This window comes from Allobosea sp. NPDC055353, from assembly GCF_053644975.1.
Genome location: NZ_JBSHMC010000001.1, coordinates 1,088,018 through 1,112,333, shown reverse-complemented (window position 1 = coordinate 1,112,333; position 24,316 = coordinate 1,088,018). Strand labels below are relative to the sequence as shown.

The 24,316-nt window shown below is 67.0% G+C and carries 24 protein-coding genes; 6 read left to right on the top strand and 18 right to left on the bottom strand.

Features of this window, described 5'->3' with window-relative positions; all coding sequences use genetic code 11:
- Positions 1 to 113: 113 nt before the first annotated feature.
- Positions 114 to 1,799 (bottom strand): methyl-accepting chemotaxis protein, encoded by a 1,686-nt coding sequence (locus ACWIEX_RS05095; protein WP_454032023.1) that lies wholly within the window; start codon positions 1,797 to 1,799, stop codon positions 114 to 116.
- A gap of 115 nt (positions 1,800 to 1,914) precedes the next feature.
- A complete protein-coding gene (locus tag ACWIEX_RS05090; RefSeq protein ID WP_454032022.1) occupies positions 1,915 to 2,748 on the bottom strand; it encodes a ChbG/HpnK family deacetylase in 834 nt (277 codons plus the stop codon).
- 167 nt (positions 2,749 to 2,915) lie between these two features.
- Between ACWIEX_RS05090 and ACWIEX_RS05085 the strand changes: the two genes are divergently transcribed.
- Together ACWIEX_RS05085 and murJ are read left to right on the top strand one after the other, a co-directional pair.
- Positions 2,916 to 3,974, top strand: coding sequence for a glycosyltransferase family 2 protein (locus tag ACWIEX_RS05085; RefSeq protein WP_454032021.1), 1,059 nt, complete (start codon positions 2,916 to 2,918; stop codon positions 3,972 to 3,974).
- 6 nt (positions 3,975 to 3,980) lie between these two features.
- On the top strand, positions 3,981 to 5,507 hold the full coding sequence (gene murJ, locus ACWIEX_RS05080; protein WP_454032020.1) for a murein biosynthesis integral membrane protein MurJ: 1,527 nt from the start codon (positions 3,981 to 3,983) through the stop codon (positions 5,505 to 5,507).
- A 165-nt stretch (positions 5,508 to 5,672) separates the two neighbouring features.
- On the opposite strand, the gene ACWIEX_RS05075 is transcribed toward murJ, so the two are convergent.
- The 4 genes from ACWIEX_RS05075 to ACWIEX_RS05060 all read right to left on the bottom strand — a co-directional run bounded on the left by ACWIEX_RS05075 (position 5,673) and on the right by ACWIEX_RS05060 (position 8,684).
- On the bottom strand, positions 5,673 to 6,650 hold the full coding sequence (locus tag ACWIEX_RS05075) for an NAD(P)H-dependent flavin oxidoreductase (RefSeq protein ID WP_454032019.1): 978 nt from the start codon (positions 6,648 to 6,650) through the stop codon (positions 5,673 to 5,675).
- 17 nt (positions 6,651 to 6,667) lie between these two features.
- A complete protein-coding gene (locus tag ACWIEX_RS05070; RefSeq protein WP_454032018.1) occupies positions 6,668 to 7,540 on the bottom strand; it encodes a branched-chain amino acid aminotransferase in 873 nt (290 codons plus the stop codon).
- A gap of 126 nt (positions 7,541 to 7,666) precedes the next feature.
- Positions 7,667 to 7,984, bottom strand: a complete 318-nt coding sequence (locus ACWIEX_RS05065; RefSeq protein WP_454032017.1) for an AzlD family protein — start codon at positions 7,982 to 7,984, stop codon at positions 7,667 to 7,669.
- Positions 7,971 to 8,684 carry an AzlC family ABC transporter permease gene (locus ACWIEX_RS05060; RefSeq protein WP_454032016.1) on the bottom strand — a complete coding sequence of 238 codons (714 nt, stop codon included), beginning with the start codon at positions 8,682 to 8,684 and terminating at the stop codon, positions 7,971 to 7,973. The genes ACWIEX_RS05065 and ACWIEX_RS05060 overlap by 14 nt, the downstream gene beginning before the upstream one ends.
- A 281-nt stretch (positions 8,685 to 8,965) precedes the next feature.
- On the opposite strand from ACWIEX_RS05060, the gene ACWIEX_RS05055 reads away from it, so the two are divergent.
- Positions 8,966 to 9,568: a 4'-phosphopantetheinyl transferase family protein gene (locus ACWIEX_RS05055; RefSeq protein ID WP_454032015.1), complete on the top strand. Its 603-nt coding sequence runs from the start codon at positions 8,966 to 8,968 to the stop codon at positions 9,566 to 9,568.
- 10 nt (positions 9,569 to 9,578) lie between these two features.
- Here ACWIEX_RS05055 and ACWIEX_RS05050 read toward each other — a convergent pair whose 3' ends face one another.
- From ACWIEX_RS05050 to pheS, 8 genes are all read right to left on the bottom strand, one after another.
- Positions 9,579 to 10,322, bottom strand: coding sequence for a TerC family protein (locus ACWIEX_RS05050; RefSeq protein WP_454032014.1), 744 nt, complete (start codon positions 10,320 to 10,322; stop codon positions 9,579 to 9,581).
- Positions 10,323 to 10,348: 26 nt separating this feature from the next.
- Positions 10,349 to 11,053 carry a TerC family protein gene (locus ACWIEX_RS05045; RefSeq protein ID WP_454032013.1) on the bottom strand — a complete coding sequence of 235 codons (705 nt, stop codon included), beginning with the start codon at positions 11,051 to 11,053 and terminating at the stop codon, positions 10,349 to 10,351.
- A gap of 31 nt (positions 11,054 to 11,084) precedes the next feature.
- The gene (locus ACWIEX_RS05040) at positions 11,085 to 12,161 is read right to left on the bottom strand and encodes a tartrate dehydrogenase (protein WP_454032012.1); all 1,077 of its coding nucleotides are present in this window, start codon (positions 12,159 to 12,161) and stop codon (positions 11,085 to 11,087) included.
- Positions 12,158 to 13,060: an alpha/beta fold hydrolase gene (locus tag ACWIEX_RS05035; protein ID WP_454032011.1), complete on the bottom strand. Its 903-nt coding sequence runs from the start codon at positions 13,058 to 13,060 to the stop codon at positions 12,158 to 12,160. Before ACWIEX_RS05035 ends, ACWIEX_RS05040 begins: the two co-directional genes overlap by 4 nt.
- Before the next feature lie 352 nt (positions 13,061 to 13,412).
- A complete protein-coding gene (pheT, locus tag ACWIEX_RS05030; protein WP_454032010.1) occupies positions 13,413 to 15,836 on the bottom strand; it encodes a phenylalanine--tRNA ligase subunit beta in 2,424 nt (807 codons plus the stop codon).
- Positions 15,833 to 16,258 (bottom strand): ASCH domain-containing protein, encoded by a 426-nt coding sequence (locus tag ACWIEX_RS05025; RefSeq protein ID WP_454032009.1) that lies wholly within the window; start codon positions 16,256 to 16,258, stop codon positions 15,833 to 15,835. Before ACWIEX_RS05025 ends, pheT begins: the two co-directional genes overlap by 4 nt.
- The gene (locus ACWIEX_RS05020; protein WP_454032008.1) at positions 16,248 to 17,429 is read right to left on the bottom strand and encodes a ceramide glucosyltransferase; all 1,182 of its coding nucleotides are present in this window, start codon (positions 17,427 to 17,429) and stop codon (positions 16,248 to 16,250) included. The genes ACWIEX_RS05025 and ACWIEX_RS05020 overlap by 11 nt, the downstream gene beginning before the upstream one ends.
- Before the next feature lie 28 nt (positions 17,430 to 17,457).
- Positions 17,458 to 18,540, bottom strand: a complete 1,083-nt coding sequence (pheS, locus tag ACWIEX_RS05015; RefSeq protein WP_454032007.1) for a phenylalanine--tRNA ligase subunit alpha — start codon at positions 18,538 to 18,540, stop codon at positions 17,458 to 17,460.
- Between the two features lie 132 nt (positions 18,541 to 18,672).
- On the opposite strand from pheS, the gene ACWIEX_RS05010 reads away from it, so the two are divergent.
- On the top strand, positions 18,673 to 19,434 hold the full coding sequence (locus ACWIEX_RS05010) for an LOG family protein (protein WP_454032006.1): 762 nt from the start codon (positions 18,673 to 18,675) through the stop codon (positions 19,432 to 19,434).
- 122 nt (positions 19,435 to 19,556) lie between these two features.
- Here ACWIEX_RS05010 and rplT read toward each other — a convergent pair whose 3' ends face one another.
- The gene (gene rplT, locus ACWIEX_RS05005; protein ID WP_454032005.1) at positions 19,557 to 19,931 is read right to left on the bottom strand and encodes a 50S ribosomal protein L20; all 375 of its coding nucleotides are present in this window, start codon (positions 19,929 to 19,931) and stop codon (positions 19,557 to 19,559) included.
- 28 nt (positions 19,932 to 19,959) lie between these two features.
- A complete protein-coding gene (rpmI, locus tag ACWIEX_RS05000) occupies positions 19,960 to 20,160 on the bottom strand; it encodes a 50S ribosomal protein L35 (RefSeq protein ID WP_061964767.1) in 201 nt (66 codons plus the stop codon).
- A 269-nt stretch (positions 20,161 to 20,429) separates the two neighbouring features.
- Here rpmI and ACWIEX_RS04995 point away from each other — a divergent pair, with 269 nt between their 5' ends.
- Positions 20,430 to 21,455 (top strand): amino acid ABC transporter substrate-binding protein, encoded by a 1,026-nt coding sequence (locus ACWIEX_RS04995; RefSeq protein WP_454032004.1) that lies wholly within the window; start codon positions 20,430 to 20,432, stop codon positions 21,453 to 21,455.
- A 61-nt stretch (positions 21,456 to 21,516) separates the two neighbouring features.
- Here the strand turns inward: ACWIEX_RS04995 and ACWIEX_RS04990 are convergent, their stop codons facing one another.
- Complete coding sequence (locus ACWIEX_RS04990) at positions 21,517 to 22,725, bottom strand: MFS transporter (protein WP_454032003.1); 1,209 nt, start codon at positions 22,723 to 22,725, stop codon at positions 21,517 to 21,519.
- Positions 22,726 to 22,827: 102 nt separating this feature from the next.
- Between ACWIEX_RS04990 and ACWIEX_RS04985 the strand changes: the two genes are divergently transcribed.
- Complete coding sequence (locus ACWIEX_RS04985; RefSeq protein WP_454032002.1) at positions 22,828 to 23,415, top strand: TetR/AcrR family transcriptional regulator; 588 nt, start codon at positions 22,828 to 22,830, stop codon at positions 23,413 to 23,415.
- Positions 23,416 to 23,664: 249 nt separating this feature from the next.
- Here ACWIEX_RS04985 and infC read toward each other — a convergent pair whose 3' ends face one another.
- Complete coding sequence (infC, locus tag ACWIEX_RS04980; protein ID WP_061965586.1) at positions 23,665 to 24,207, bottom strand: translation initiation factor IF-3; 543 nt, start codon at positions 24,205 to 24,207, stop codon at positions 23,665 to 23,667.
- Between the last annotated feature and the right edge of the window lie 109 nt (positions 24,208 to 24,316).

The window sequence follows — 24,316 nt, the reverse complement described above, 5'->3', positions numbered from 1 at the left end:
CGTCTTCAGAAAGAGGCGCCTTCTCGTCACGCGGTCCCGTGTCTGCGGAGCATCGCTTCGCGCTGCACCGCGCACGGGATGACCCGCGCCCTAGAACCTTCCGCTCTGGGCGCTCAGGCGGCGACGTTGCGCAGAAACTGGTCGACGGTCGAGTCGAGGCGCTGGGCCTGGTCGGCGACTTCGCCGGCCGCGCCGCGCACCTGCTCGGCCGAGCGTCCGGTCTCCTCGACGCTGTCGGCGAGCACGCTGAGATCGCTCGATACCGAGAGCGCCGAGGTGCTGGCCATGGCGACGCCGCTGGCGATCTCGCCGGTGGCGATAGCCTGCTGCTCGATCGAGGTCGCGACCGAATTCGCGAATTTCTCGATCGCGTTCATCCGCTCGGCGATGTTCTGGATCGCCCCGACGACCTGGCCGGTCGCGCCCTGGATCGCGGCGACCTGCGCCACGATGCGATCGGTCGCATCCGCGGTCTGCGCCGCCAGCGACTTGACCTCGGAGGCCACGACGGCGAAGCCACGGCCCGCCTCGCCGGCACGCGCCGCCTCGATCGTGGCATTGAGGGCGAGCAGGTTGGTCTGGGCGGCGATGTCGCGGATCAGGTTGACGACCTCGCCGATGGCGCGGGCGGTCTCGTCGAGCGCCTGCACGGAACCTGCGGTATCGCGCGAAACGGAGGCCGCCTCGACGATCTCGGTGCGGACGCGGCGCACCTGGAACTCGACCTCGCGGATGGCCGCGCCCATCTCTTCGGCAGCCTGCGCGGCACTCTCGACATTGCCGGAGGCGCCATGGGCATTGTCGGCGGCGCGGGCGGCGCGCCCGGACGATTCGGCGGCGACGCGGGCAAGCCCGTCGGAAGCCTCGCGCATCCGCTCGGCATTGCTCTTGAACGCTTCAAGCGCCAGGCCGACCTCGCTTCGGAAGGAGGTGATCGCATGGTCGACGCCCTGCTGGCGCGAGAGCCGTTCGACCTCGGCCACGCTCTGCTGCTCCTCGAGCGTTGCCCGCTCGGCGAGACGAATCTTGAGGACGCCGAGCGCACGCGCGATCGCGCCGATCTCGTCACGCCGGCCCAGCGCGTCGATCGGCGTCGAAAGATTGCCGTCGGAAATGCTGACGATCGCCTTGGTCATGCTGCGCAGCGGCCGCATCGCCCGCGACAGCGAGAGCCAGAGCAGCGGGCCGAGCACCAACAGGATGAGCAGGCCGAGCCCGATCGTCACGAACTGCTCCCATGCGGCACGCGCCACGAGGCGCGTCTTGTCGAAGCGCAGGGCGACATAGCCGATCTGCTTCTGCTGGCTACCGACGCGGACCGCGTGGATCTTCGTCACATAGACATTGTCCTCGATATCGATCTCGTTGCGCGTCTGCAGAGCCTTCCAAGGCTCTTCGCCGATCTGTTCGGCGAGCCAGCGCGGCGTCAGCGACAGCCGCGCTTCGACAGTGCGTCCCGCGGACGCCAGCCCGGCGACATCGTCGGCGACGATGCCGGCATCGAAATCGGGGTCGCGCTGCAACGAGGCGAGAATGGACCCGAGCGTGTTGTTGTCCCGCGACAGGATCAGAGACGGCGCAGCATTGACCACCATCAAGGTCAGCGCCATGACCTTCTGATCGAGATCGGCGCGCGTGCGGGCATCGTTATAGCGGGCGATCGCCAGCACCACGAAGACGATGGCGACAGCGACGATCGCCACGGCGGCGGTTGCGATCTGCCGGCTGAGGGAGCCGAGGGCCTGCCTGCCCGGCTGCGCCGGCTCTCCCGCGCCGGCTGCGCGCCTGAACACCTTCATCGAGCCGACCATCTCCAGAACCGGCGCAAACTGCTGCGAAGAGCGGCGCCTCCAACCCGACGCCACAATGGCCGATCCTGGTAAACAAATCGCTTGCGGCGCGCGTCGCTCAGGGTCAGCCCGGCAGGTCGCCGAAGCGGCGAAGCGGCAAGCCGGGGGGCGGCACGAAGGCAGCGATGGCGGCGTGCTCGACAGGCCGTGATGCGACCACCGGATCGAGCATGGCAAGCTCGTCATCGACGAAGCCTGGATGGCACATGACGAGATGGCGCGGCCCCGGCGCAATCAGGAAACGGGCCAGATCCGCTGCAAAATCCCGTTGCGGATCGAAGGGCGCGACGCCAGAGAAGCCCTGGTTGACGCGCAAGCCCCGCTTCAGCGCCGCGCTGCGGAAACCGGTAGCGAGGCCGGCGATGACGAGCGCCTTGCCGACCGCGACGCCGCGCGCGCGAATTGCGGCCAGACGATCCGCCGGATCGCGCACATAGAGCGCCCCCGCCGGATAGCGCCGCGCCAAGGCATCGAGCAGCGCCCGCCGCACCCCGGGTAGAACATGCACATGCTGGTGACCGTCGACGAAATCCGGCGGCCGGCCGAGCGCGTCCTCGAAGGCATCGAGCTGGCGCGCGATCTCGGTCGCGATCTCGGCCCGCACCGCCGGCGACATGGCGGCGGCGCGCGCAACCTCATTCAGCTTCGGCAGGGAACCGCCGGGCGCCAATCGCGACATCTCAGACAGCGGCGCCCCGCAGGTCAGGTTGAGATGCAGGCCGAGATCGGCCTGGCCTGCGAAGGCTGCCAGCTCAGGCGCCAGCCGGCGCCAATGCGGGCGATTGGTCATCGCCCCGGTCGCGGTGAGCTTTCCGCGCCCAAGAAGGTCGAGAATGGCGCGGCTGACGCCGGCCGTCAGGGCGAAATCATCGGCGCACAGGATGAAGCCCTTCGCCATCGCGCGTATCGTCCCTCATTGACCGGGCTCGCGCTATAGCGCGATGCCTTTCTGATGGGAACGCACCGCCGTGAAGTCGCGCGTTTTACCAGGGCAGTTTTACCGTGCCGGACTTGTCGCCCGGCAAGCTTTGCGGTTCTGTGCGTCGCGCCTCGCCTGAGAGGTGTATGCATCCGCAGTTTGAAAGGTCGTTCGTGACGGATATCGGGTCTCAGCCGGTTCAACGTGCGCCTCGGGCCTCCCGCTGGCCCGAACTCTCGATCGTCGTGCCAGTCCACAACGAGGCCGACAACCTCGCCCTGCTCGTCGAGCGCCTGCGCGCCGTTCTGGCCGGGGAGGTCGCGTCCTGGGAAATCGTCTTCGTCGACGACGGCAGCCGCGACGAGACGCTGGCCGTGATTCGCGACCTGAACGCCGCGGACCCGCGGATCAGCGCCGTCTCCTTCAGCCGCAATTTCGGCAAGGAGATCGCAATCGCGGCAGGGCTCGACCATGCGCTCGGCGATGCCGTCATCATCATGGACGCCGACCTGCAGCATCCGCCGGAGACCATTCCCGCCTTCCTCGCGAAGTGGCGCGAGGGCTATCTCAACGTCTACGGCCAGCGCACCGACCGCGAAGGCGAGACCCGGATGAAGCGCGGTTTCGCCAAGCTGTTCTACCGCATCTTCGGCTATTTCGGCGAAACCCCGCTGCCGGAAGGCGCCGGCGATTTCCGCCTGCTCGACCGCAAGGCCGTCGATGCCCTGCGGGCGCTGCCGGAGCGGGCTCGCTTCTCGAAAGGGCTCTATGCCTGGGTCGGGTTCCGCTCGGCCGGCGTGCCCTTCCATGTCGCCGAGCGCGAGCACGGCCAGTCCAAGTTCAAGTACCGCAAGCTGTTCTCTTTCGCCTTCGACGGCTTGTCCTCCTTCTCCACCGTCCCGCTGAAGATCGCGACCTGGTCCGGTGCGATCATCGCGGTGATTGCAACACTGTCGGCGGTCTATTTCATGCTGCGGACGCTGCTTTTCGGCACCGACCTGCCCGGCTTCCCCTCGCTGATCGTCTCGATCATGTTCTTTTCCGGCATCCAGCTCGTCTCGCTCGGCATGATCGGGGAATATGTCGGGCGCATCTTCGCCGAGGTGAAGCGGCGGCCGCTCTACCTGATCGGCGAGCGCGTCGGCTTCGACGCCCGCACCGTCGACCACCCGCGCGGCGATGCCCTGCCGCCGCTGATCCGCTAGGCCTCTATGCTGAGAAACATCCTGTCGGTCGGCGGCTATACGCTGATCTCGCGCGTCACCGGCTTCGTGCGCGACATCGCGCTAGCGGCCGTGCTCGGGGCCGGCGCGACGATGGACGCCTTTTCGGTCGCGCTGCGTCTGCCCAATCATTTCCGCGCGATCTTCGGCGAAGGCGCCGTCAACCAGGCCTATGTGCCGACCTATGCCCAGATCGCCGAGAAGGAGGGGCCGGAAGCGGCCAGCCTCTTCGCCGACCGGCTCTTCACCGTCCAGTTGATCGTGCAGGTCGTACTGCTGGCGCTGACGCTGCCATTGATGCCCTGGCTGGTAAGGCTGCTGGCGCCTGGATTTGCCAAGGACCCCGCAGTCTTCGAACTCGCGGTCGCGCTGACGCGGATCACCTTCCCCTATCTGCTGTTCGTGACCATGGTCACCTTCCTCGGCGCGACCCTCAATGCGGTCGAGCGTTACGCCGCCTTCGCCGCCGCGCCGATCCTGCTCAACGTCTTCATCGTCGCGGCGCTGGCCGTGCCCTTCCTGTTTCCGAGCGCCGCCCACGCCGCCGCCTGGGGCGTCGCGATCTCCGGCGTGGCGCAATGGATCGTGCTCTATGTCGCGGCCAGGCGAGCGGGCGTATCGAGCAAGCTGGTGCGGCCGCGGGCTGATGCCGGCGTCCGACGCTTCCTCAAGATGTTCGGCCCGGCCGTGATCGGCTCGGCCGGCGTGCAGATTTCGATCTTCGCCGATACGATCATCGCCTCGCTATTGCCGCGCGGCGGCTATGCGGCGCTCTACTATGCCGAGCGGCTCTACCAGTTGCCGCTCGGGCTGATCGCGATCGCGGTCGGCACCGTCGCGCTTTCGGCGATGAGCCGCGCCATCGCCAAAGGCGACGAAGCCGCCGCCAACCGCGCGCAGAACCGCGCCATCGCGATCTCGCTCGTCGCCAGCGCCCCCTTCGTCGCGGCCTTCGTCGCCGTGCCGGAACTGATGGTCGCCGGCCTGTTCCAGCGCGGCGCCTTCGATGCGCAGGCGAGCACGGCGGCAGGTGCCGTGCTCTTCGCCTATGCGCTCGGCCTGCCGGCGATCGTGATGATCCGTGCGCAGGTCTCGGCCTTCCAGGCACGCGGCGACACCACAACGCCGATGCTGATCGCTCTCGCGGCCATCGCCTGCAATCTCGCGGTGAAGCTCCTGCTCTGGCGCGACTGGGGCGCGCCGGGCCTGGCGCTGGCGACGGCCGCCGGCGCCTGGGTCAATCTGCTGACGCTGTTCGTGCTGGCACGGCGTCGCGGCTGGACCGAGCCGGACCGGCGCCTGCCGGGCTTCGCAGCCATCGTCTGCGGCGCGGCGGCGATCTGTGGTGCACTCGCCTGGTGGGGCAAGCCGCTGGCGCTCCGGCTCACCGCCGCCCTGCCCTTCGAGCCGCTGCTGATGACGGTGCTGCTCGTGTCCGGCGTCGCGGCTGTCGTCTACGTCGTGCTTGCCGGCGGACTGTTGAAGGTGACGGGGCTGCTCAGGCTGCTGCGCTGAAGGAGGTTTCGGGCTGAGCCTTGTCATTCCGGGGCTTCGCATAGCGAAGAACCCGGAACCCACGACCGGGCGAGACCGCCCCAATCAATCCGTCGCACCCAGTCGTGGGTTCCGGGTTCGCCCTTCGGGCGCCCCGGAATGACAAGGGTGGTTCCAAAGAGACTGTCAGACGACGAAGCGCCCTGCCCCGCCAAGCAAAGCCACAGCCTCCGCCACCATGCGCTCGACGATCTCGCCGGCGCTCGGGATATCCGTGATCAAGCCGGCAGCCTCGCCGAAGATGACAGCGGCCTTGTCGGGGTCGCCGGCCATGAAGGCCTCGCGATAGGCAGGGCCCTCGGTAGCAATGGCGTCCTTCAGCATCGCATCCCGACCAGCCCAGCTTGCGATGAAGGCGTTGTCCGAGACGCGGATGTCGAAGGGCTTCGGCCAATCAAGCTGCCGGGCGATGTCGGGCAGCGAGGAGCGCACCGTCTGGTCGCCTGTCGCGGCGATGGCCGCGGCATGGTGGCGCTCATGCACCATCGCTTCGCGGCTTGCCCAGAAGCGCGTCCCGGCGAGCACGCCGTCGGCGCCGAGCATCAAGGCAGCGGCGAGCCCTCGCCCATCGGCTATGCCTCCGGCGGCGAGAAGCAGCGTATCAGGGCTTTCACGGGCGATGAGGTCCGCCGCCTCCGGCACGAAGGGCAGCGTGGCGCGGCTGGCGCCATGCCCGCCGGCTTCGGAGCCCTGCGCGACAACGATTGCCGCGCCCGCCTCGATGGCCTCCCGGACATGGGCGAGCGACTGGCACTGGCAGATCAAGGGCACGCCCGCCGCCGCGATTTCGCCGGCGAAGGGGCGCGGATCGCCGAAGGAGAGCATCAGCGCGGCCGGCTTGCGGGCCAGCGCCTGCGTCAGCAGCTCAGGCTTCCTGGCCATCGACCAGGTGATGAAGCCGCAGCCGACCTGCGTATTGCCGGCGGCTGCGAATTCCTGCGCGATCCAGCCGGCATCGCCATAGCCCCCGCCGATGAGCCCAAGGCCACCGGCGCGGGTGACCGCCGCGGCCAGCGCCCCGCCGCCTGCCAGCGCCATCGGCGCCGACAGGATGGGATGGGCGATGCCGAGGCGCTCGGTCAGTCGCGTGGCGAGGCGCGCCATGGACCCTGCCTTCCGGCTCAGGCCGCTTTCGGCTTGCTGTGGGCGTAGTCCATGTAGAGCTCGCGGGCGCGGCGGAAGAGCGGCCCGGGCTGGAGCGTGCGGTTGTCGATGCGGGTCACCGGCATGCACTTGGAGTAGTTGCCGGACATGAAAATCTCGTCGGCCTGTTCGAAATCCTCGTAGCGCAGGCTGCATTCCTCGACCGGCACGCCGCTCTCGCGCATCAGCTTGATCACGCGCTGGCGGGTGATGCCGTTCAGGAAGGTGCCGTTCGGTACGGGGGTCTTCACGACGCCGTCCTTGGCGAGGAAGATGTTCGAGGTCGCGGTCTCCGCGACATTGCCCTGCATGTCGAGCACCAGCGCGTTGTCGAAGCCGGCGGCCTTCGCCACCTTCAGCACGCGGGCATTGTTCGGGTAGAGGCAGCCCGCCTTGGCGTCGGTCGGGGCGGTCTCGTAGCTCGGGCGGCGGAAGGCGCCCTTGGTCACCGAGAAGCCGGCCGTCGGCTGCGGCATTGCCGCCTCGAACAGGCAGAGCGCGAACTGGGTCGATTCCGGATCGGCCATGATGGTCGAGGGGCCATCGGCCTCGCCCCAGTACATCGGCTTGACGTAGATCGCCGTACCGGGGGCGAATTTCTTGACGCCCTCGAACATCTTGCCGACGATGAAGTCCGCCTCGACGGTCGGCTTCAGGCCGAGCGCCGTCGCCGAACGGTTGACGCGGGCGGCATGCAGGTCGATGTCCGGTGCGACGCCGTCGAAATAGCGGCCGCCATCGAAGACCGAGGAGGCCTGCCAGAGCACATGGCTGCGCGGACCGACGATGCCGGGATTGCCCTCATGCCAAGAGCCATCGAACCAGGTCCACGTCTGAGAATACCATGCCATGACGGCGCTCCGTTTTAGCCAGTTTTGCTGTGATGCACCGTCCTCCCCCCGTCCTTCGTCGTCAACCGGTGGCGATGCATACCGGGATGACGTGATGTGATGGAAGCAATCGGCCCGCGTGATGGATCAGAAGCCGAGCGCGCGCAGGCCGGAGATCGCGGCCATGCCGACCAGCAGCGCCAGGAGCTCGCTGCGCCGCAGGATCATGGTGCCCACCGCCGCGAGAAGCGCGAGCGCCGCAGCCCAGCCCAGCCGCTCGATGAGCGGCAGGACCGTCGCCACCACGATCGAGCCCGGCAGGGCCGCGAGCCCGCGCCGGACATGGGGCGTCAGCGGGATGATGCTCATCAGGGCCACGCCGGAGATGCGGCAGAGATAGGTCGCCGCCGCCATCGCGGTGATGGCGATGAGCGGGCCCCAGGTACCGAGGTCAGGCAGCGTCATCGCGGAACGCCCCCGTGATCGCGCCGGCGAGCGAGCCGACGATGATGAAGGCATAGCCGTCGAAGAGCCGTGCGGTGACCAGCGCGACGAGGCCGGCGACGACCCAGGGCACCATCCCGCGCTTGCCGCGCCAGAGCGGCACGATCATCGCGGCGAAGAAGATCGGCATGACCAGATCGATGCCGTAGCGGCGCGGATCGCTGACCAGCGCGCCCAGCATGTAGCCGCCGCCGGTCGCGATGACCCAGACCAGCCACAGCGCGAGCCCGGCCCCGATGAGAACGCCGAGATCGCGCCCGCCTTCCGCCCGGTAACGCGTGCCGATCAGCCAGTTGGCATCGGTGAAGAAGAAGAGATGGAAGGCATTGAGCGCCTTCGGATATCTGGCGAACCAGGGCTGCAGTGAGGCGCCCTGCAGAACCATCCGGGCATTCACGGTCGCGGTGACGACGGCAATGCCGGCAATGGCGCCCCATGTCCATTCGGGGCGCCAGAGTTCCAGCGAGACCAGTTGCGCGACGCCGGCATAGACGAAGCCGCTCATCAGCAAGGTCTCGAACAGGGTGAGCCCCTTCGCCGCTGCAGCCGCCCCGAAGGCAACGGCGAAGACGACGATCCCCGGCATCAGCACGGAGACCTTGCGCAGGCCGAGCATCATCCCCGCGGCGGTGATCGGCGCTTCCGGGGCGGCTGACGACATGTTCGGATCGGCTGACATCAGCCTCCAGAAGCGGAAAGCCCGCCTGAACGTCAACGCGCATGAACGGCGCGGCTGCATGAATGCCGCGCAGGGCGCGACAGGCTTGGGCAGGAGCCATGAAGGGCCCCAGCCTCCGCAATCGTCATTGCGAGCGTAGCGAAGCAATCCAGGAGAACTGGGTGAGCGCTTCGGCCCAGTTCTCCTGGATTGCTTCGTCGCTTCGCTCCTCGCAATGACGGCTCGCGTTTCAGCGCGATCGAAAAACCGCTTACAGATGTGCCATGCACTGGTCCGACGATGCCGACACCGTTGCCCCCGCCCTGCCCGCGATCTGGCTCGTCCGGACGGATGCCTGTCCGCACAACCTGACTGAGCGCTCCGCATTGCGGCGCGGCACTGCACGGCAGGTCCTGGCGCGCCAGTTCGGCTGCCGGGAAGACGATGTCGTCATCGAACACGAGGCGGCGGGCCGGCCGCTGCTGGCCCTGCCCGAAGCGCTCCATCTGTCGCTGGCGACACGCGCGGGCGTCGTTGCCGTCGGCCTTGCCCGGCATCCTCTGGGCGTGGACGTTGAGCGCGTCGATGCGCAGGCCCTGCCCCCGCTCGACCTGCTGCATCCGGACGAGCGCAGGCTCCTGAAGGCGACGGCACCTCCCGCACGCCCCCTCGCCTTCGCCCGCCTCTGGGCCGCGAAGGAAGCCTATGTGAAGGCGCTCGGCACCGGCTTCGCACGGCCGCCCGAGAGCTTTTGCGTGTCGCTGCTGTCGGAGGCGCGGTTCGGTGTCCGCGACCCTTCGCGCGGTGCGGAAGCACAGGGCGAGCTCCGTCTCATGAAAAGCGGCGGCCAGGATGTCCTGGCCGCCGCTGCGATCGTTCTCGATTGAAGCCTGAGGCTCAGCCCGCCTGATCGATCGGCTTCTTCTTGAGGGCGTAGCCGACAATGCAGACGAAGGCCGCACCGAGCACCGCTGCCGTGTAGAACGGCACCTTCGCGGGGAGAAGGCCGGCGGGATTGACGTCGGAGACCGGCACGCTCTGGACCCAGCTCGGCATGTTCACCTGGAGCCATTGCATCACCGCCATGTCGCTGAGCAGCATCTCGCCGGCGATCCAGCCGAGCAGCGCCGCGCCGAGCCAGATCAGGATCGGGAAGCGCTCGAGAACCGACGAGAGCAGACGGGCGCCGAAGATGATCAGCGGGATCGTCAGCAGCAGGCCGAACACGAACAGCTCGAAATGGCCACGCGCGGCTGCGGCGATCGCGAGCACATTGTCGAGGCTCATCACCGCGTCGGCGATGGCGATGGTGCGCACCGCCTTCCAGAGATTATCGCTGGCGGCGATGTCGCCATGCGCCTCTTCCTCACCCTTGGCGAGCTTGATGGCGATCCAGAACAGAAGGAGCGCGCCGACGACCTTCAGGAAAGGGATGTTCAGGAGATAGCTGACGACCACCGCGAAGATGATGCGCAGGCCCACCGCCGCACCGGCGCCGAGCCAGATGCCGACCTTGCGCTGCTTCTCCGGCAGCGAGCGCACGGCAAGCGCGATCACGACCGCATTGTCGCCCGACAGCAGCAAGTCGATCCAGATGATCTGGAGCAGCGATGTCCAGAAGGTGGAAGATGCGAAGTCCATCGGTCAGGTCGTCCCTTTGCAGTTCGTCAGTGGGCCGGATCGGGCCGGCGCGATTTGATGAGGTAGCCGAGGCCGACCACGAGCAAGGCGCCCAGGATCGCGGCCGGGTATTCCAGCTTGTGCAGCAGTTCCTCGCCGAAACGGGCGATCAGCCAGGGATCGCTCTCGAACATCTCGCCCGCGACCCAGCCCAGCAGCGCCGCACCGGCCCAGACCAGGATCGGGAAGCGCGTCAGCAGGTTCGTGATCAGCGAGGCGCCGAGCACGATCAGCGGGATCGAGATAATAAGACCGGCGATCAGCAAGGGAATCGAATCCTTGGCGACGGCGGCGATCGCCAGCACGTTGTCGAGGCTCATGACGATGTCGGCGATGGCGACCGTCTGCACCGCCTTCCAGAGCTTGCTGCTGGCAGTGATCGAATCCTCGTCCTGGCCTTCGTCCTCGACGATGAGCTTCACCGCGATCCAGATCAGCAGGCCGGCGCCGACGATGCGCAGGAAGGGCGTGTTCAGCAGCGAGGCGATCAGCACCGTGAAGACGACGCGCAGCACGACCGCGACACCGGCGCCGAGCGCGATGCCCTTGGTGCGCTGCGCCGGGGCGAGCGCCCGGCAGGCGAGCGCGATCACGACGGCGTTGTCACCCGAGAGCACGATATTCAGCAGGATGATCTCGGCCAGCTTGCCCCAGACAAGCGGGTCGACAATGGAAATCGACGACAAATCCATGATCTTCAAATCCTTGCGGTCAAATTGCTGCTCAAAGCGCCTGCTCAACCGCCTTGCCGGCGGCTTCCGTGCCGAGCGTGCCGCCGAGATCGCGGGTGCGCGTCCCGGCATCGCCCAGAGCACGCTCGATCGCAGCCTCGATCCCCTTCGCAGCCTCGTGCTCGCCGAGATGGTCCAGCATCATCGCACCCGACCAGATCATGCCGACGGGATTGGCGATGCCCTGCCCGGCGATATCCGGCGCCGAGCCGTGGACCGGCTCGAACAGAGAGGGATGATCGCCCGTCGGATTGATGTTGCCCGACGGCGCGATGCCGATCGTGCCGGTGCAAGCCGGGCCGAGATCGGAGAGGATATCGCCGAACAGGTTCGAGGCGACGACCACATCGAAACGATCCGGGTTCAGCACGAAATGCGCGGTCAAGATGTCGATATGGTACTGGTCGACGGCGACACCCGGGTAGTTCTTCGCCATCTCCTTCACCCGCTCGTCCCAGTACGGCATGGTGATCGAGATGCCGTTCGACTTGGTGGCCGAGGTCAGCTTCTTCCGGGGACGACGCTGCGCCAGCTCGAAGGCGTATTTCAGCACGCGGTCGACGCCGACGCGGCTCATCACCGTCTCCTGGATGACGATCTCGCGCTCGGTGCCGGCATACATGCGCCCGCCCACCGAGGAATACTCGCCCTCGGTGTTCTCGCGCACGACGAAGAAATCGATATCGCCGGGCTTGCGGCCCACGAGCGGGCCGGGGACGCCCGGCATCAGGCGGACCGGCCGGAGGTTGACGTATTGGTCGAACTCGCGCCGGAACAGCAGCAGCGAGCCCCAGAGCGAGACATGGTCCGGCACCTGCTGGGGCATGCCGACGGCGCCGAAATAGATCGCGTCATGGCCGCCGATCTTCTCCTTCCAGTCGTCCGGCAGCATCTTGCCGTGCTTCGCGTAGTAGTCGCAGGACGAGAAATCGAACTCGTCGAGGCGCAGCTCGAAGCCGAATTTCTTCGAAGCGGCCTCCAGCACGCGCAGGCCCTCGGGCATGACCTCCTTGCCGATGCCGTCGCCGGCGATCACGGCGATGCGGTAAACGCGGTTGGTCCCAGTCATACGACTTCTCCGAAAAAGGCTTCGAACTCCGCGGCGATGAGATCGGGGACCTCCTCCGCGAGATAGTGACCGCCCGGTAGGGCGTGGCCGCGCACATCCTGCGCACGCTCGCGCCACAAGGCCAGAGGGTCGAAGCACTTGCCGATGATGCCGCGCTCGCCCCACAGCGCCAGCAGCGGACAGGCGAGCTTCCTGCCGGCATCGGCATCGTCATGGGCGATGTCGATCGTCGCCGCCGCGCGATAATCCTCGCAGCTGGCATGGATCATCGCAGGATCGCGGAAGCAGCGCAGATATTCGGCAAGCGCCTCCGGCTCGAACAGGCGCATGTCCGAGGCGCGCCGGCTCGTCCAGTAGAACTCCGGATCGCTCTCGATCATGCGCTCCGGCATCGGCGCCGGCTGGATCAGGAAGAACCAGTGCCAGTAGCCGCGGGCAAAGGCGTCGGTCGTGTCGCGATACATCTCGCGCGTCGGTGCGATGTCGAGGGTCGCGAGCTTCAGGACGCGGTCGGCATGATCGAGCGCCAGCCGGTGCGCGACGCGGGCGCCACGATCATGCGAGCCGACGAAGAAACGCTCGTGGCCCAGCGCGCTCATGACCTCGGCCATGTCCTGCGCCATGGCGCGCTTCGAATAGGGCGCATGATCGGCCGCGCTCGGCGGCTTGTCGGAATCGCCGTAGCCGCGCAGGTCCGGGCAGATCAGGGTGTAACGCTCGGCCAGCAGCGGAGCGACCCGGCGCCACATGATGTGCGTCTGCGGATAACCGTGCAACAGCAGCAGCGGCGGCCCCTCCCCGCCCGTCCGCACGCGAATCCGCGCACCCGACGTCTCAACGTCGAGCAGGCGAAAACCGGGGAACAGATTGTCCGTGGCGGGACGTTCGGTGAGAACCATAGGACCGCGAAGATGCAAGAATGCGTCAGCGCTTACCCCGAAAGCGCAGGGATTTCGCCCACGGATTATTACACAATCCTGATCAATGGTGGGAGCCCTTCCCTTCTCCCCTTGCGGGAGAAGGTGGCAGCGCGAAGCGCCGACGGATGAGGGGTCGCGCGACCTTTGACGTCATTGCGAGCACAGCGAAGCAATCCAGGAGACCGGGCTGAAGCGTTCAACCCGGCCCCCTGGATTGCTTCGTCGCTTCGCTCCTCGCAACGACGGTAGGCGTCGCGCGACCCCTCACCCCAACCCTCTCCCGCAGGGGGAGAGGGGGCAGGTCGAGCATGACGCGCTTTGGATGGCAGCTTTAGCCCCGCAGCGTCGCGCCGTAACGCTTGCCGATCTCGGCGACGATCTTGCTGCCGACGGCTTCGATCTCGGCCTCGGTCAGCGTCTTCTCGACCGGCTGCAGCGTGACCGCCAGCGCGACCGACTTCTTGCCGGCCTCGACGCCCGCGCCCTCGTAGAGATCGAAGACGCCGACATTGGCGATCAGCGCGCGGTCGGTGCCCTGCGCCGTCTTGACCATCTCGCCGGCCGCCACCGCCTTGTCGACGATGAAGGCGAAATCGCGCGTCACCGGCTGGAAGTCGGAGAGGACGAGCTTCGGCTTGACCTTGGTCGGCTTGGCCTTGGGCAGCGGCAGCGCATCGAGATGGATCTCGAAGGCGACCAGCGGCCCCTTCACGTCGAGTGCCTTGAGGATCTTGGGGTGGACCTCGCCGAAGGCACCGATGACGCCCTTGGGGCCGAACTGGAGCGTGGCCGAGCGGCCGGGATGGGCCCAGGCCGGACCGCCGGCGACAATCTGGAGACCGCCGGTGGGAATGCCGAGCCCCGAGAGCAGGCCGAGCACGTCCGCCTTGGCATCGAACAGGTCGACGGGCTTAGCGCCACCATCCCAGCGACGGCCGACGCCGTCGAGACGGGCGCTGCCGCGGCGCAGGCCCGCTGCGGCGATGAGCTGGCCTTCCGGCTCGTCGCTCTTGAAGATCTGGCCGACCTCGAACAGCGCGACATCGGGATAACCGCGATCGGCATTGCTCTGTGCGCCGCGGATCAGGCCCGGCAGGAGCGAAGGCCGCATGTCCGAGAGATCGGCCGCGATCGGGTTGGCGAGCGCGAGCCTGGGCGAGCCACCGCCGAAGAGCTTGGCCTGATCATGCGAGATGAAGGACCAGGTCACCGCCTCGACGAGGCCCCGCGCCGCGAGCGTGCGCTTGGCGATGCGCGTGCGCTTCTGCAGCACGGTGAGTACCGGCTTGATCACCTCGCCCTTGATGCGCGGCAGCGGCGTCGAGGCGACGCGATCGAGCCCGGCGATGCGCACGATCTCCTCGACGAGATCGGCCTTGCCGCCGACATCGGCACGCCAGGACGGCGGCGCCACCTTGGCCCGGTCGCCCGCGCCCGAGACATGGAAGCCGAGCGAGGTCAGTGCCAGTTTCATTTCTGCCTGCGGCAGCTCCAGGCCGGTCAGGCGCTTGACCTCGGACCAGGGGAAGTCGATCGCGCCGGGGCTATCCGGCAGGTCGCCGACGAATTCCACCTCGGAGGCTTCGCCGCCGCAGAGATCGATCACCAGCGCGGTCGCGAGATCGAGGCCGGGGCGTGTGAAATCCGGGTCGACGCCGCGCTCGAAGCGATAGCGCGCATCCGAATTGATGCCGAGCGCGCGGCCCGAGCGGGCGGTGTTCAGCGGGTCCCAGAGCGCGCTCTCGATCAGCACGTCGGTGGTCGCCTCGCTTGAGCCCGAGGCCTCGCCGCCCATGATACCGGCCAGCGATTCGACGCCGTGCTCGTCGGCGATCACGACCTGCTCGTCGGTCAGCGTATAAGTCTTGCCATCGAGGGCGAGGATGGTCTCGCCGGCCTTGGCGCGGCGCACCGTGAGGTTGCCCGTGACCTTGGCGGCGTCGAAGACGTGCAGCGGCCGGTTGCGATCGAGCGTCATGAAGTTGGTGATATCGACCAATGCGTTGATCGGGCGCAAGCCGACGGCGCGCAGGCGCGCCTGCAGCCAGTCCGGCGAGGGGCCGTTCCTGACGCCGCGCACGAGGCGCAGCGCGAAGGCCGGGCAGAGCTTCCTGTCTTCCTCGGCGAAATCGAGCGTGACCTTGACCGGGCACGGGAAAGAGCCGCGCAACGGCTGGATGGCCTGCGACTTGAGCTTGCCGATACCGGCAGCAGCGAGGTCGCGGGCGATGCCGGCGATGCCCAGCGCATCGGCGCGGTTCGGCGTCACCGCGATCTCGATCACGGCATCGTCGAGGCCGGCATAGGGAGCGTAGGGCTGGCCGACCGGCGCATCATCAGGCAATTCGATGATGCCGTCGTGATCGTCGGAAAGTTCGAGCTCGGCTTCCGAGACCAGCATGCCATTCGATTCGACGCCGCGGATCACGCCCTTGCCGAGCGTGGCCTTCTTGCCGGGGATGTAGCTGCCCGGCGGCGAGAACACGCCCTTCATGCCGGTGCGGGCATTCGGCGCGCCGCAGACGACCTGAACGGGCTCGCCCGCGCCGGTATCGACCATGCAGACGCGCAGGCGATCGGCGTTCGGGTGCTGCTTCGCCTCGATGACATAGGCGATGGTGAAGGCCGAGAGCGCGGCCGCGCGATCCTCGATCGCCTCGACCTCGAGGCCGACGCGGGTCAGGGCATCAGTGATCTCCGCAACGGAGGCGTCGGTATCGAGATGCTCTTTGAGCCAGGAAATCGTGAACTTCATGCGTCTGCGTCCATCGGGGCGAACACTTCCACCAGGCGGAAACGTTCGCAAAGCAAGGGCATGTCGGGGCTGAAGGCACCGATGCGCCGGAAATAAGTTTCGTGGGCATCCCGCCAGAAGGCCAGGGAGCGGTCGCCCTCCCCTTCGTCGAAGGCGAAGGCCTCGTCAACTTCGTCGAAGCGGCGGGCCACGAGTTCGAGCGTCTCGATGACGCAGACGGGCCGCCCAGTGCCGTCGAGCACGATCCAGAGCTCGTTGAGTTTGGGGCAATCGGGCGCATCGAGCGTGTTCACCGTCGCGGTCTTCCGGCCGCTGACGACCAGCGCCGCGAGTTCGGTGGCCAGTTCCGGACTGTCGCCGAAGGAAAAGCTCGGGCAGCCGCGATAGCGCTCGGGCACGGAGGCAATGAGGTCAGCGGCCATCGCGCGCCGCCTGTGCCGGCGCCGCCGGCAGCGTATCATTCAGCTTGTTGGCGCCGTCGGCACGGATCTTCATGGCGTTGCCGCGCCAGCTCACCTCGCCGCCGACGAAGGCATAGGCCCAGATCCCGGGAAAGGCGATGTCGCGCGCCAGCATGGCCAGCGGCGAGCGCCAGTTCAGGAACCAGCCGGCTCTCGCCGAGAGCAGGATGTCGCCGGCATACCAGATCAGCAGCACGAGGAGCGGCGCCAGCCAGGCCGGCAGGCCGAGAGCGGACGCACCGAAAGCGGCAAGCACGGCCGCCGGCATCGGCGCGGCAAGGATCTCCAGCGCGAAGAAGGGCAGGAAGGTCACGCGCCGGAGCCGCGCCCAACGGAACTGGCGCTGCACGGCGTCGGCAAGCCGGCGCGGGCCGAGCGGCTGCTCGAAAGGCTGGCCGACGAGATGGACATGCCGGCCGGCCGCCCGCACCAGCTTGGTCGAGGCCGCATCCTCGGCGATCTCGGCACCAAGCGCGGCGATGCCACCATTGGCGTCGAGGAAAGGCTTGTTCCAGAGCATCGACTTGCCCTGCGCGAAGCCGAAACCCAGCGCCTCGCCGACATATTGCCAGCGCGCCTGGAAGGCGTTGAGGAAGGCACATTCGACCTCGGCACCGAATCCCTGCGGCCAGGAGCCGGCCGGCGCCGAGCAGACGAGACCGGTCGTGGGCTGCCAGGCGGCCAGCATGCGCTGGATATAGTCCCTGGGCATCAGCACATTGGAATCGGCGAGGATGACCCAATCGGTCGTCGCCGCCTCCCAGCCGCGCACGCAGTTGTTGAGCTTGGGATTGGCGCTGACGGGCACGTCTCCGACGATCAGCCGGGCCTTTTCGGGACCATGGGTACCGATCAGCTCCTCGATCAGCGGGATGATCGGGTCCTGCGCGTCGGCGACGCAGAAGATCGTGCTGTAGCGGGGATAATCGAGTTCCAGCCCGGAAACCGCCGTCTCGCGGCTGAAGGCCTCGATGCCGCGCACCGGACGGACGATGGTGACCGGCGGCAAGGTGTCGAGCAGGGCTGAGCCTTGCAGGGGCCGGCGCAGCCGCCAGAGCGCGATGGCCTGGCTGACCAGGTTCATCGCGACCAGCAGCACGGCGATCGCCGCCGCCCAGCCCGCAGGCGTCATCGCGCCCTCCCTTGTCCGGCCGGAGCCGTCACGAGGAAAGGCCGCCTGTCAGCGTCGGCAGGTCGAGGGGACGGAAACCGTAATGCGCGAGCCAGCGCACGTCGGCCTCGAAGAAGGGGCGCAGGTCCGGCATGCCGTATTTCAGCATGGCGATGCGGTCGATGCCCATGCCCCAGGCGAAGCCCTGATAGATCTCCGGGTCGAGCCCGCAATTCTTCAGCACATTCGGGTGGACCATGCCGCAGCCGAGGATCTCCAGCCAGTCGTCGCCCTCGCCGAAGCGGATTTCGCCGCCCTTGCGCGAGCACTGGATGTCGACCTCCATCGAGGGCTCGGTGAAGGGGAAGAAGGACGGACGGAAGCGCATCTTCACGTCGTCGATCTCGAAGAACGCCTTGCAGAACTCTTCCAGAACCCATTTCAGGTGGCCGAGATTGGCCGACTTGTCGATGACGAGCCCCTCGACCTGATGGAACATCGGGGTATGGGTCTGGTCGGAATCGTTGCGATAGGTGCGGCCCGGGCAGACCACGCGGATCGGCGGTGCCTCGGCCAGCATGGTGCGGACCTGGACCGGCGAGGTGTGGGTGCGCAGCAGCTTGCGCTCGCCATTGGCGTCAGGCGCGAAGAAGAAGGTGTCGTGCATCTCGCGGGCGGGATGACCGACCGGGAAATTCAGCTTGGTGAAGTTGAGGTCGTCGGTCTCGACATCCGGCCCTTCGGCAATGGCGAAGCCCATATCGCCGAAGATCGCGGTGATCTCGTCGATGACCTGGCTGATCGGATGAATGCGACCGCGCGCTTCCGGGCCGTCCTGCACCGGCAGCGACACGTCGACGCGCTCGGAGGCGAGCCGGGCTTCCAGCGCCGCTTCGCCCAGCGCTTCCTTGCGCGCTGCGATCGCGCTCTGAACCCGATCGCGCAGGCCGTTGATCTGCGGGCCCTTCTCCTTGCGCTCGTCCGGTGTCATCGCGCCAAGCGTCTTGAGCAGCGCCGAGATCGAGCCGGATTTGCCGAGCGCGGCGATGCGCAGATCCTCGACGGCGGCTTCGTCGGCGGCAGTATCGATCGCGGCGAGGACGTCGCGTTCCAGAAGGGCGATATCGGTCATGAATTTAAGTCGCAAGCGTTTGAAGGCGTGGGAACGGGCGCGTTCTAGCGGGAACGGCCGGCTTATGCCAGAGCGAAGGCAGGCGTCTCATCCGCAAGGTTCTGGAACGCCGTCCGTCAAGAGGATAGGCCCATGCCCGACAACACCGCCCAGAAGGAATCGCCGTCCTATCGGCTGGCTGCGCTCGACCCCGATTTCATCCTGGGCGATTCGACCCGCGGCGCCCGCTTCATGCTGGAATACCAGAAAGCGGAGGATAGCCTCAGGGCCCGCGGCGTCGTCTCGACCATCGTCGTCTTCGGCTCGGCGCGGGTACGCGAGGGCAATCCCTGGTACGAGGCCGCCAGGCAATTCGGCCACATCGCCTCGGAGCGCGGCGGCGCGCTGCGCGACGGCGAGGCCGGCCGCCATCACGTCATCGCCACCGGCGGCGGCCCCGGCATCATGGAAGCCGCCAATCGCGGCGCGACCGAAGCCGGCGCGATCTCGATCGGCTTCAACATCACCCTGCCGCATGAGCAGGAGCCGAACGCCTGGTCGACGCCGGACCTGACCTTCCTGTTCCACTATTTCGCGATGCGGAAGATGCATCTGGCGATGCGTGCGGCGGCGCTGGTCGTCTTCCCCGGCGGCTTCGGCACGCTCGACGAACTGTTCGAGATCATGACGCTGGTCCAGACAGGCAAAATGAGCCCGGTGCCGATCGTGCTCTACGATTCCGGCTACTGGAAGGGCCTGCTGAACCTCGATGCGATGGCCGCAGCAGGCTTCATCCGGCCCGATGACCTCAAGCTGTTCAGCTATGTGGATTCACCGGAGGAGGCGTATCAGCGGATCGTCGAAGGCGCCGGCGAAGGCTGGAACCCGCCGCAAAACGGCAGCGTGCAGACCTGACTCGCCCACGCCCCGTCATTGCGAGGAGTGAAACGACGAAGCAATGACGAGTGAACGCTTCTGCGCAACGAAAAAGGCCGGCGTCACCGCCGGCCTTTTCCAATTCAGCGATGCAAGGCTGCTCAGGCGGCCTTGGCTTCGGCGCCCAGCACGCCCTTGACCGTCTCGACCACGGCAGCGAACGAGGCTGCATCGTCGATGGCCATGGCCGACAGGGTCTTGCGGTCGAGTTCGATGCCCGACTTGATCAGGCCACCGATGAAGACCGAATAGGTCAGGCCGTGCTCGCGCACCGCAGCGTTGAGACGCTGGATCCAGAGCGCGCGGAACGTGCGCTTCTTGTTCTTGCGGTCGCGATAGGCGTACTGCATCGAGCGATCGACGGCCGCCTTGGCAGCGCGGATCGTGTTCTTGCGACGGCCGTAGAAGCCCTTCGCAGCCTTGAAAACTTTTTTGTGCTTGGCGTGGGCTGTTACGCCCCGTTTCACGCGAGCCATGTCATGATCTCCGGAATGTCAGGTGGCGTCAGCCGTTGGGAAGGAAGAACTTCTTCACGTTGGCCGCATCGCCCTCGAACAGGACGGTGGTGCCGCGGTGATTGCGGAGCTGCTTGTTGGTCCGCTTGATCATCCCGTGACGCTTGCCGGCCTGGGCGTACATGACCTTGCCGGTTCCGGTGATCTTGAAGCGCTTTTTAGCGCTCGACTTCGTCTTGATCTTGGGCATTTGAGCTCCTCAATGGTCGTGGCTGCGCGTCTTTCGAACGCGTTGCCAATGTCTTGCTTTCAGGAAGCAAAGCACGATCGCCACGGCAGCCCTTATCAGCCGGGCGATCGAAGGCCGGGCCTATCGCAGAAAATGACCGCTATTGCAAGTGCGAAGCCGGCAATAACCGGTGAGGCTGCCCGGAAAAGCAGCAGCCCTTCGTCTGCCTTCTTCAAACGATCGTCACGCCGTAAGGTCAACAGGCGTGTTCCGCATCTGGAGACAGTTCCGTGAAGAAGCTTCTGCTCAATCTCGCCGCAGGCCTTGCCCTGACGGCCGCCGCTTCCGCTCCCGCCCTCGCCCAGTCGACGCTCGACAAGATCAAGGCGCGCGGCAATATCATCTGCGGGACCAGCGAGGGCGTGCCCGGGTTTTCGCTGCAGGACAATGGCGGGGTCTGGAAGGGCTTCGACACCGATTTCTGCCGCGCTCTGGCGGCGGCGATCTTCAACGATCCGAACAAGGCGAGCTATCTCTCGCTGTCGAGCAAGAACCGGCTCGTCGCGCTGCAGAGCGGCGAGATCGACGTGCTCGCCCGCACCACGACCTGGACGCTCGGCCGCGACATCGGCCAGGGCCTCACCTTCACCGCCGTCAACTACTATGACGGTCAAGGCTTCATCGTGCGCAAGAAGCTTGGCGTGACCAATGTCAAGGATCTCAACGGCGCCTCGGTCTGCGTGGCGCAGGGCACCACGACGGAGCTCAACCTCGCCGATTACGGCCGCACCAACGGCATCAAGTTCGAGACCGTCGCCTTCGCCACGCTCGACGACACCGTCCAGGCCTATGAGGCCGGCCGCTGCGATGCCTATACCACCGACCTCTCGGCACTGTCCGGCACCCGCAGCCGGCTCAAGGACCCCGACGAGCACATCCTGCTGCAGCAGGTCATCTCCAAGGAGCCCCTCGGCCCCTGGGTCCGCAAGAACGACGCGGCCTGGTTCGACCTCGTGCGCTGGACGGTCTTCGCCCTGATCAATGCCGAGGAGCTCGGCGTCACCCAGGCCAATGTCGAGGAGATGGCGAAGTCCTCGCAGAACCCGGAAATCCGCCGCATGCTCGGCAGCGAGGGCAAGTTCGGCGAATCCCTCGGCCTCAGCAATGACTGGGTCGTGCGGATCATCAAGGCCGTCGGCAATTACGGCGAGAGCTTCGAGCGGCATTTCGGTACCAGCACCCGCCATCCGCTGCCCCGCGGCGTCAACAAGCTCTGGACCCAGGGCGGCCTGCAATACGCCCCGCCGATCCGCTGAGGTCAGACCGACTGAAATCGGGCCGCTCCTTTCGGGGAGCGGCCCTTGGCGTTCGCGGGCCTCAGGCGGCTTCGCAGACCAGGGTTTCGGCGCGTAGGCCGAGCAGGCGGTTGTAGCCCGCCAGCACCACCAGCAGGGCAGCGACGCCCGCCCCCACCGAGATCCAGAACCCGCTAGGGGCGCCGAAGGCGTCGATCAGCACGCCGGCGGCCGAAGCGCCGGCGGCCATGCCGATGCCGATGCCGGTGATGCCCCAGGTCATGCCCTCGGTGAGCTGGCGCGGCGGCACGAGGCGCTCGATCAGGCCCATGGCGATGATGATCGTCGGCGAGACCGCCGCGCCCGCCATGAAGAAGACCAGCGCCAGCGAGGCGAGCCCGGTCACGGCGAGCAGCGGCAAGGTCGTCGCTGCCGCGAGCGCGAGCGCCGCGAGGAATTGCGTGGCGAGCGAGGCCTTGAGCCTGAGAGCCCCGAAGACGAGGCCGACGATCAGCGAACCCGCCGCATAAACGGCTAGGACGAGGCTCGCCGACGCCTTCTGGCCTTGCGCCTCCGCGAAGGCGACGGCGGTGATCTCGGCGGTGCCGAAGATCGCGCCGATCGCGATCATGGCGAGCACGACGACCTGGACGCCGCCGAGCCGGATGACCGAGATATCGGCCTCGGCAGCGCGGGCGCGGACCGGCGGCTCGGTGCGCCGCTGGGCGCAGAGCAAGGGCACGCCGACGACCAGGAAGATCAGGGCGGCGAGCGGCCCCGCTTCAGGAAACACGCTGACGCTGAGCCCGATCGCGACGATCGGCCCAACGATGAAGATGACCTCGTCGACCACCGATTCGAAGGCGAAAGCCGTGCGCAATTGCGGGGTGTCGCGATAGAATTCGGTCCAGCGTGCCCGGACCATCGCGCCGATGCTCGGCATCAGGCCGGCGAGCAATGCAAAGACAAAGAGCAGCCAGCTCGGCGCGCCCGCCCAGGTCGCGACCATCAGCCCGCCGAGCGCCAACGCCCCGGCCGCGGCGGCGGGCATCAGCACGCGGCGCTGGCCGTAGCGGTCGACCAGACGCGAGACCTGCGGCGTGATCAGCGCGCTGGCGAGCGCGAAGGTCGCGGCCACCGCGCCAGCGATCGCATATTCCCCGCGTCGCTCCGACAGCATGGTGACGATGCCCAGCCCGACCATCGAGGCCGGCAGGCGAGCGATGAAACCGGCGGAGGAAAAGGCGAAGGCGCCGGGCGCCTGGAAGATCTCGCGATAGGGATTAGACATGGCTCGGACCGGACAAGGCGGACATACGCCGCGTATGTCAGTGAGTAATTGCATACGCTTCGTATGTCAATTAACATACGGAACGTATGTGAAGAGGATGTGATGGCCCGCAGACTTCGTGCCGACATGATCGCGGAAACCCGCGCCAGCCTGATCGCCGCCGCGCGCGAGGCATTCGGCACGATCGGCTATGCGGCGGCCTCGATGGACGAGCTGACGGCGGCAGCCGGGCTGACGCGCGGCGCGCTCTATCACCATTTCGGCGACAAGAAGGGCCTGTTCGCCGCCGTGCTCGACCAGATCGATGCGGAGATGACGGTCAGGCTGCGCGCCGTCTCGGCGAGGGCCGAGGATCGCTGGGCCGGCTTCCGCGACGAATGCGCCGCCTATCTCGCCATGGCTCTGGAGCCGGAGATCCAGCGTATCATGCTGCGTGACGGCCCGGCCGTGCTCGGCGATCCCTGGAGCTGGCCCATCCAGAACGACTGCATCCGGATGATGGCCCGAAGCCTCGACGCTCTTGTCAGTGAGGGTGTTCTGGCGCCGCTCGATCCGGAAGCGGTGGCGACACTGATCTTCGGCGCGACCCAGCATGCGGCACAATGGATCGCGCATGCGCCGGAGCCGGAGGCGGCCCTGAAAAGCGCGACCGACGCCTTCGACGCGATGCTGAACGGGCTGCTGCGTTAGGCGACGCGGAGAATGGCCGGATTGCTCCCGGCCAGCCCTGTCATTCCGGGGCTTCGCGCAGCGAAGAACCCGGAACCCACGACCGGGTGAAACCCTTTCAACCGCATGATCGCGAACGCTCACCCAGTCGTGGCTTCCGGGTTCGCGCCTATGGCGCGCCCCGGAATGACAATCATCCGGTCGACATGAAAAAGGGCGCCAGCGGCGCCCTACTTCTCGATCAGAACGTGATCGCGGGTCTCTCGCGCCTCAGCGCGGCGCGAGCACCATCACCATCTGGCGGCCTTCGAGCTGCCAGTCGCTCTCGACCTTGGCAACCTCGGCGGTATCGACCTTGACGCGCTCGAGCACCTTCACGCCGAGATCCTGATGCGCCATCTCGCGGCCGCGGAAGCGCAGGGTGACCTTCACCTTGTCGCCTTCCTCGAAGAAGCCGTGCATGGCCTTCATCTTGACGTCGTAGTCATGCGTGTCGATGCCGGGACGCAGCTTGATTTCCTTGATCTCGATGGTGCGCTGCTTCTTGCGCGCCTCCGAGGCCTTCTTCTGCTCGAGAAAGCGGAAGCGACCGTAATCGAGGATCTTGCAGACCGGCGGAACGGAGTTCGGGGCGATCTCGACAAGGTCGAGACCGGCATCCTCGGCGAGCTTCAGCGCATCGAAGAACGAGACCACGCCACGGTTGGCGCCGGTATCGTCGATGAGCTGAACATCACGCACTCCGCGAATGTCGCGGTTCGAGCGGGGACCTTCCTTGGTCGGGGTCGGGGCAGCGCGGTACGGACGACGAATGGGGTATTCTCCTGTATCTGGCGCGCTTCGCGCCGTTGTTGCAGACACATTGCACAATGATGCGCGTTGTCAATGCATGACACCGCGATGGCGGACATTCCCGCGGGCT

What these genes read in the sequence shown, in the direction of transcription:
- ACWIEX_RS05035 (WP_454032011.1), bottom strand. Translation starts at nt 13,060, where the DNA reads ATGGTTCTCACCGAACGTCCCGCCACGGACAATCTGTTCCCCGGTTTT.
- rplT (WP_454032005.1), bottom strand. Translation starts at nt 19,931, where the DNA reads ATGGCTCGCGTGAAACGGGGCGTAACAGCCCACGCCAAGCACAAAAAA.
- ACWIEX_RS05085 (WP_454032021.1), top strand. Translation starts at nt 2,916, where the DNA reads ATGCATCCGCAGTTTGAAAGGTCGTTCGTGACGGATATCGGGTCTCAG.
- ACWIEX_RS05095 (WP_454032023.1), bottom strand. Translation starts at nt 1,799, where the DNA reads ATGAAGGTGTTCAGGCGCGCAGCCGGCGCGGGAGAGCCGGCGCAGCCG.
- ACWIEX_RS05025 (WP_454032009.1), bottom strand. Translation starts at nt 16,258, where the DNA reads ATGGCCGCTGACCTCATTGCCTCCGTGCCCGAGCGCTATCGCGGCTGC.
- ACWIEX_RS05075 (WP_454032019.1), bottom strand. Translation starts at nt 6,650, where the DNA reads ATGGCGCGCCTCGCCACGCGACTGACCGAGCGCCTCGGCATCGCCCAT.
- ACWIEX_RS05065 (WP_454032017.1), bottom strand. Translation starts at nt 7,984, where the DNA reads ATGACGCTGCCTGACCTCGGTACCTGGGGCCCGCTCATCGCCATCACC.
- ACWIEX_RS04990 (WP_454032003.1), bottom strand. Translation starts at nt 22,725, where the DNA reads ATGTCTAATCCCTATCGCGAGATCTTCCAGGCGCCCGGCGCCTTCGCC.
- ACWIEX_RS05045 (WP_454032013.1), bottom strand. Translation starts at nt 11,053, where the DNA reads ATGGATTTGTCGTCGATTTCCATTGTCGACCCGCTTGTCTGGGGCAAG.
- ACWIEX_RS05090 (WP_454032022.1), bottom strand. Translation starts at nt 2,748, where the DNA reads ATGGCGAAGGGCTTCATCCTGTGCGCCGATGATTTCGCCCTGACGGCC.
- pheS (WP_454032007.1), bottom strand. Translation starts at nt 18,540, where the DNA reads ATGACCGATATCGCCCTTCTGGAACGCGACGTCCTCGCCGCGATCGAT.
- ACWIEX_RS05010 (WP_454032006.1), top strand. Translation starts at nt 18,673, where the DNA reads ATGCCCGACAACACCGCCCAGAAGGAATCGCCGTCCTATCGGCTGGCT.
- ACWIEX_RS05060 (WP_454032016.1), bottom strand. Translation starts at nt 8,684, where the DNA reads ATGTCGTCAGCCGCCCCGGAAGCGCCGATCACCGCCGCGGGGATGATG.
- ACWIEX_RS04985 (WP_454032002.1), top strand. Translation starts at nt 22,828, where the DNA reads ATGGCCCGCAGACTTCGTGCCGACATGATCGCGGAAACCCGCGCCAGC.
- ACWIEX_RS05040 (WP_454032012.1), bottom strand. Translation starts at nt 12,161, where the DNA reads ATGACTGGGACCAACCGCGTTTACCGCATCGCCGTGATCGCCGGCGAC.
- ACWIEX_RS05070 (WP_454032018.1), bottom strand. Translation starts at nt 7,540, where the DNA reads ATGGCATGGTATTCTCAGACGTGGACCTGGTTCGATGGCTCTTGGCAT.
- ACWIEX_RS05055 (WP_454032015.1), top strand. Translation starts at nt 8,966, where the DNA reads ATGCACTGGTCCGACGATGCCGACACCGTTGCCCCCGCCCTGCCCGCG.
- ACWIEX_RS05050 (WP_454032014.1), bottom strand. Translation starts at nt 10,322, where the DNA reads ATGGACTTCGCATCTTCCACCTTCTGGACATCGCTGCTCCAGATCATC.
- pheT (WP_454032010.1), bottom strand. Translation starts at nt 15,836, where the DNA reads ATGAAGTTCACGATTTCCTGGCTCAAAGAGCATCTCGATACCGACGCC.
- murJ (WP_454032020.1), top strand. Translation starts at nt 3,981, where the DNA reads ATGCTGAGAAACATCCTGTCGGTCGGCGGCTATACGCTGATCTCGCGC.
- ACWIEX_RS05020 (WP_454032008.1), bottom strand. Translation starts at nt 17,429, where the DNA reads ATGACGCCTGCGGGCTGGGCGGCGGCGATCGCCGTGCTGCTGGTCGCG.
- rpmI (WP_061964767.1), bottom strand. Translation starts at nt 20,160, where the DNA reads ATGCCCAAGATCAAGACGAAGTCGAGCGCTAAAAAGCGCTTCAAGATC.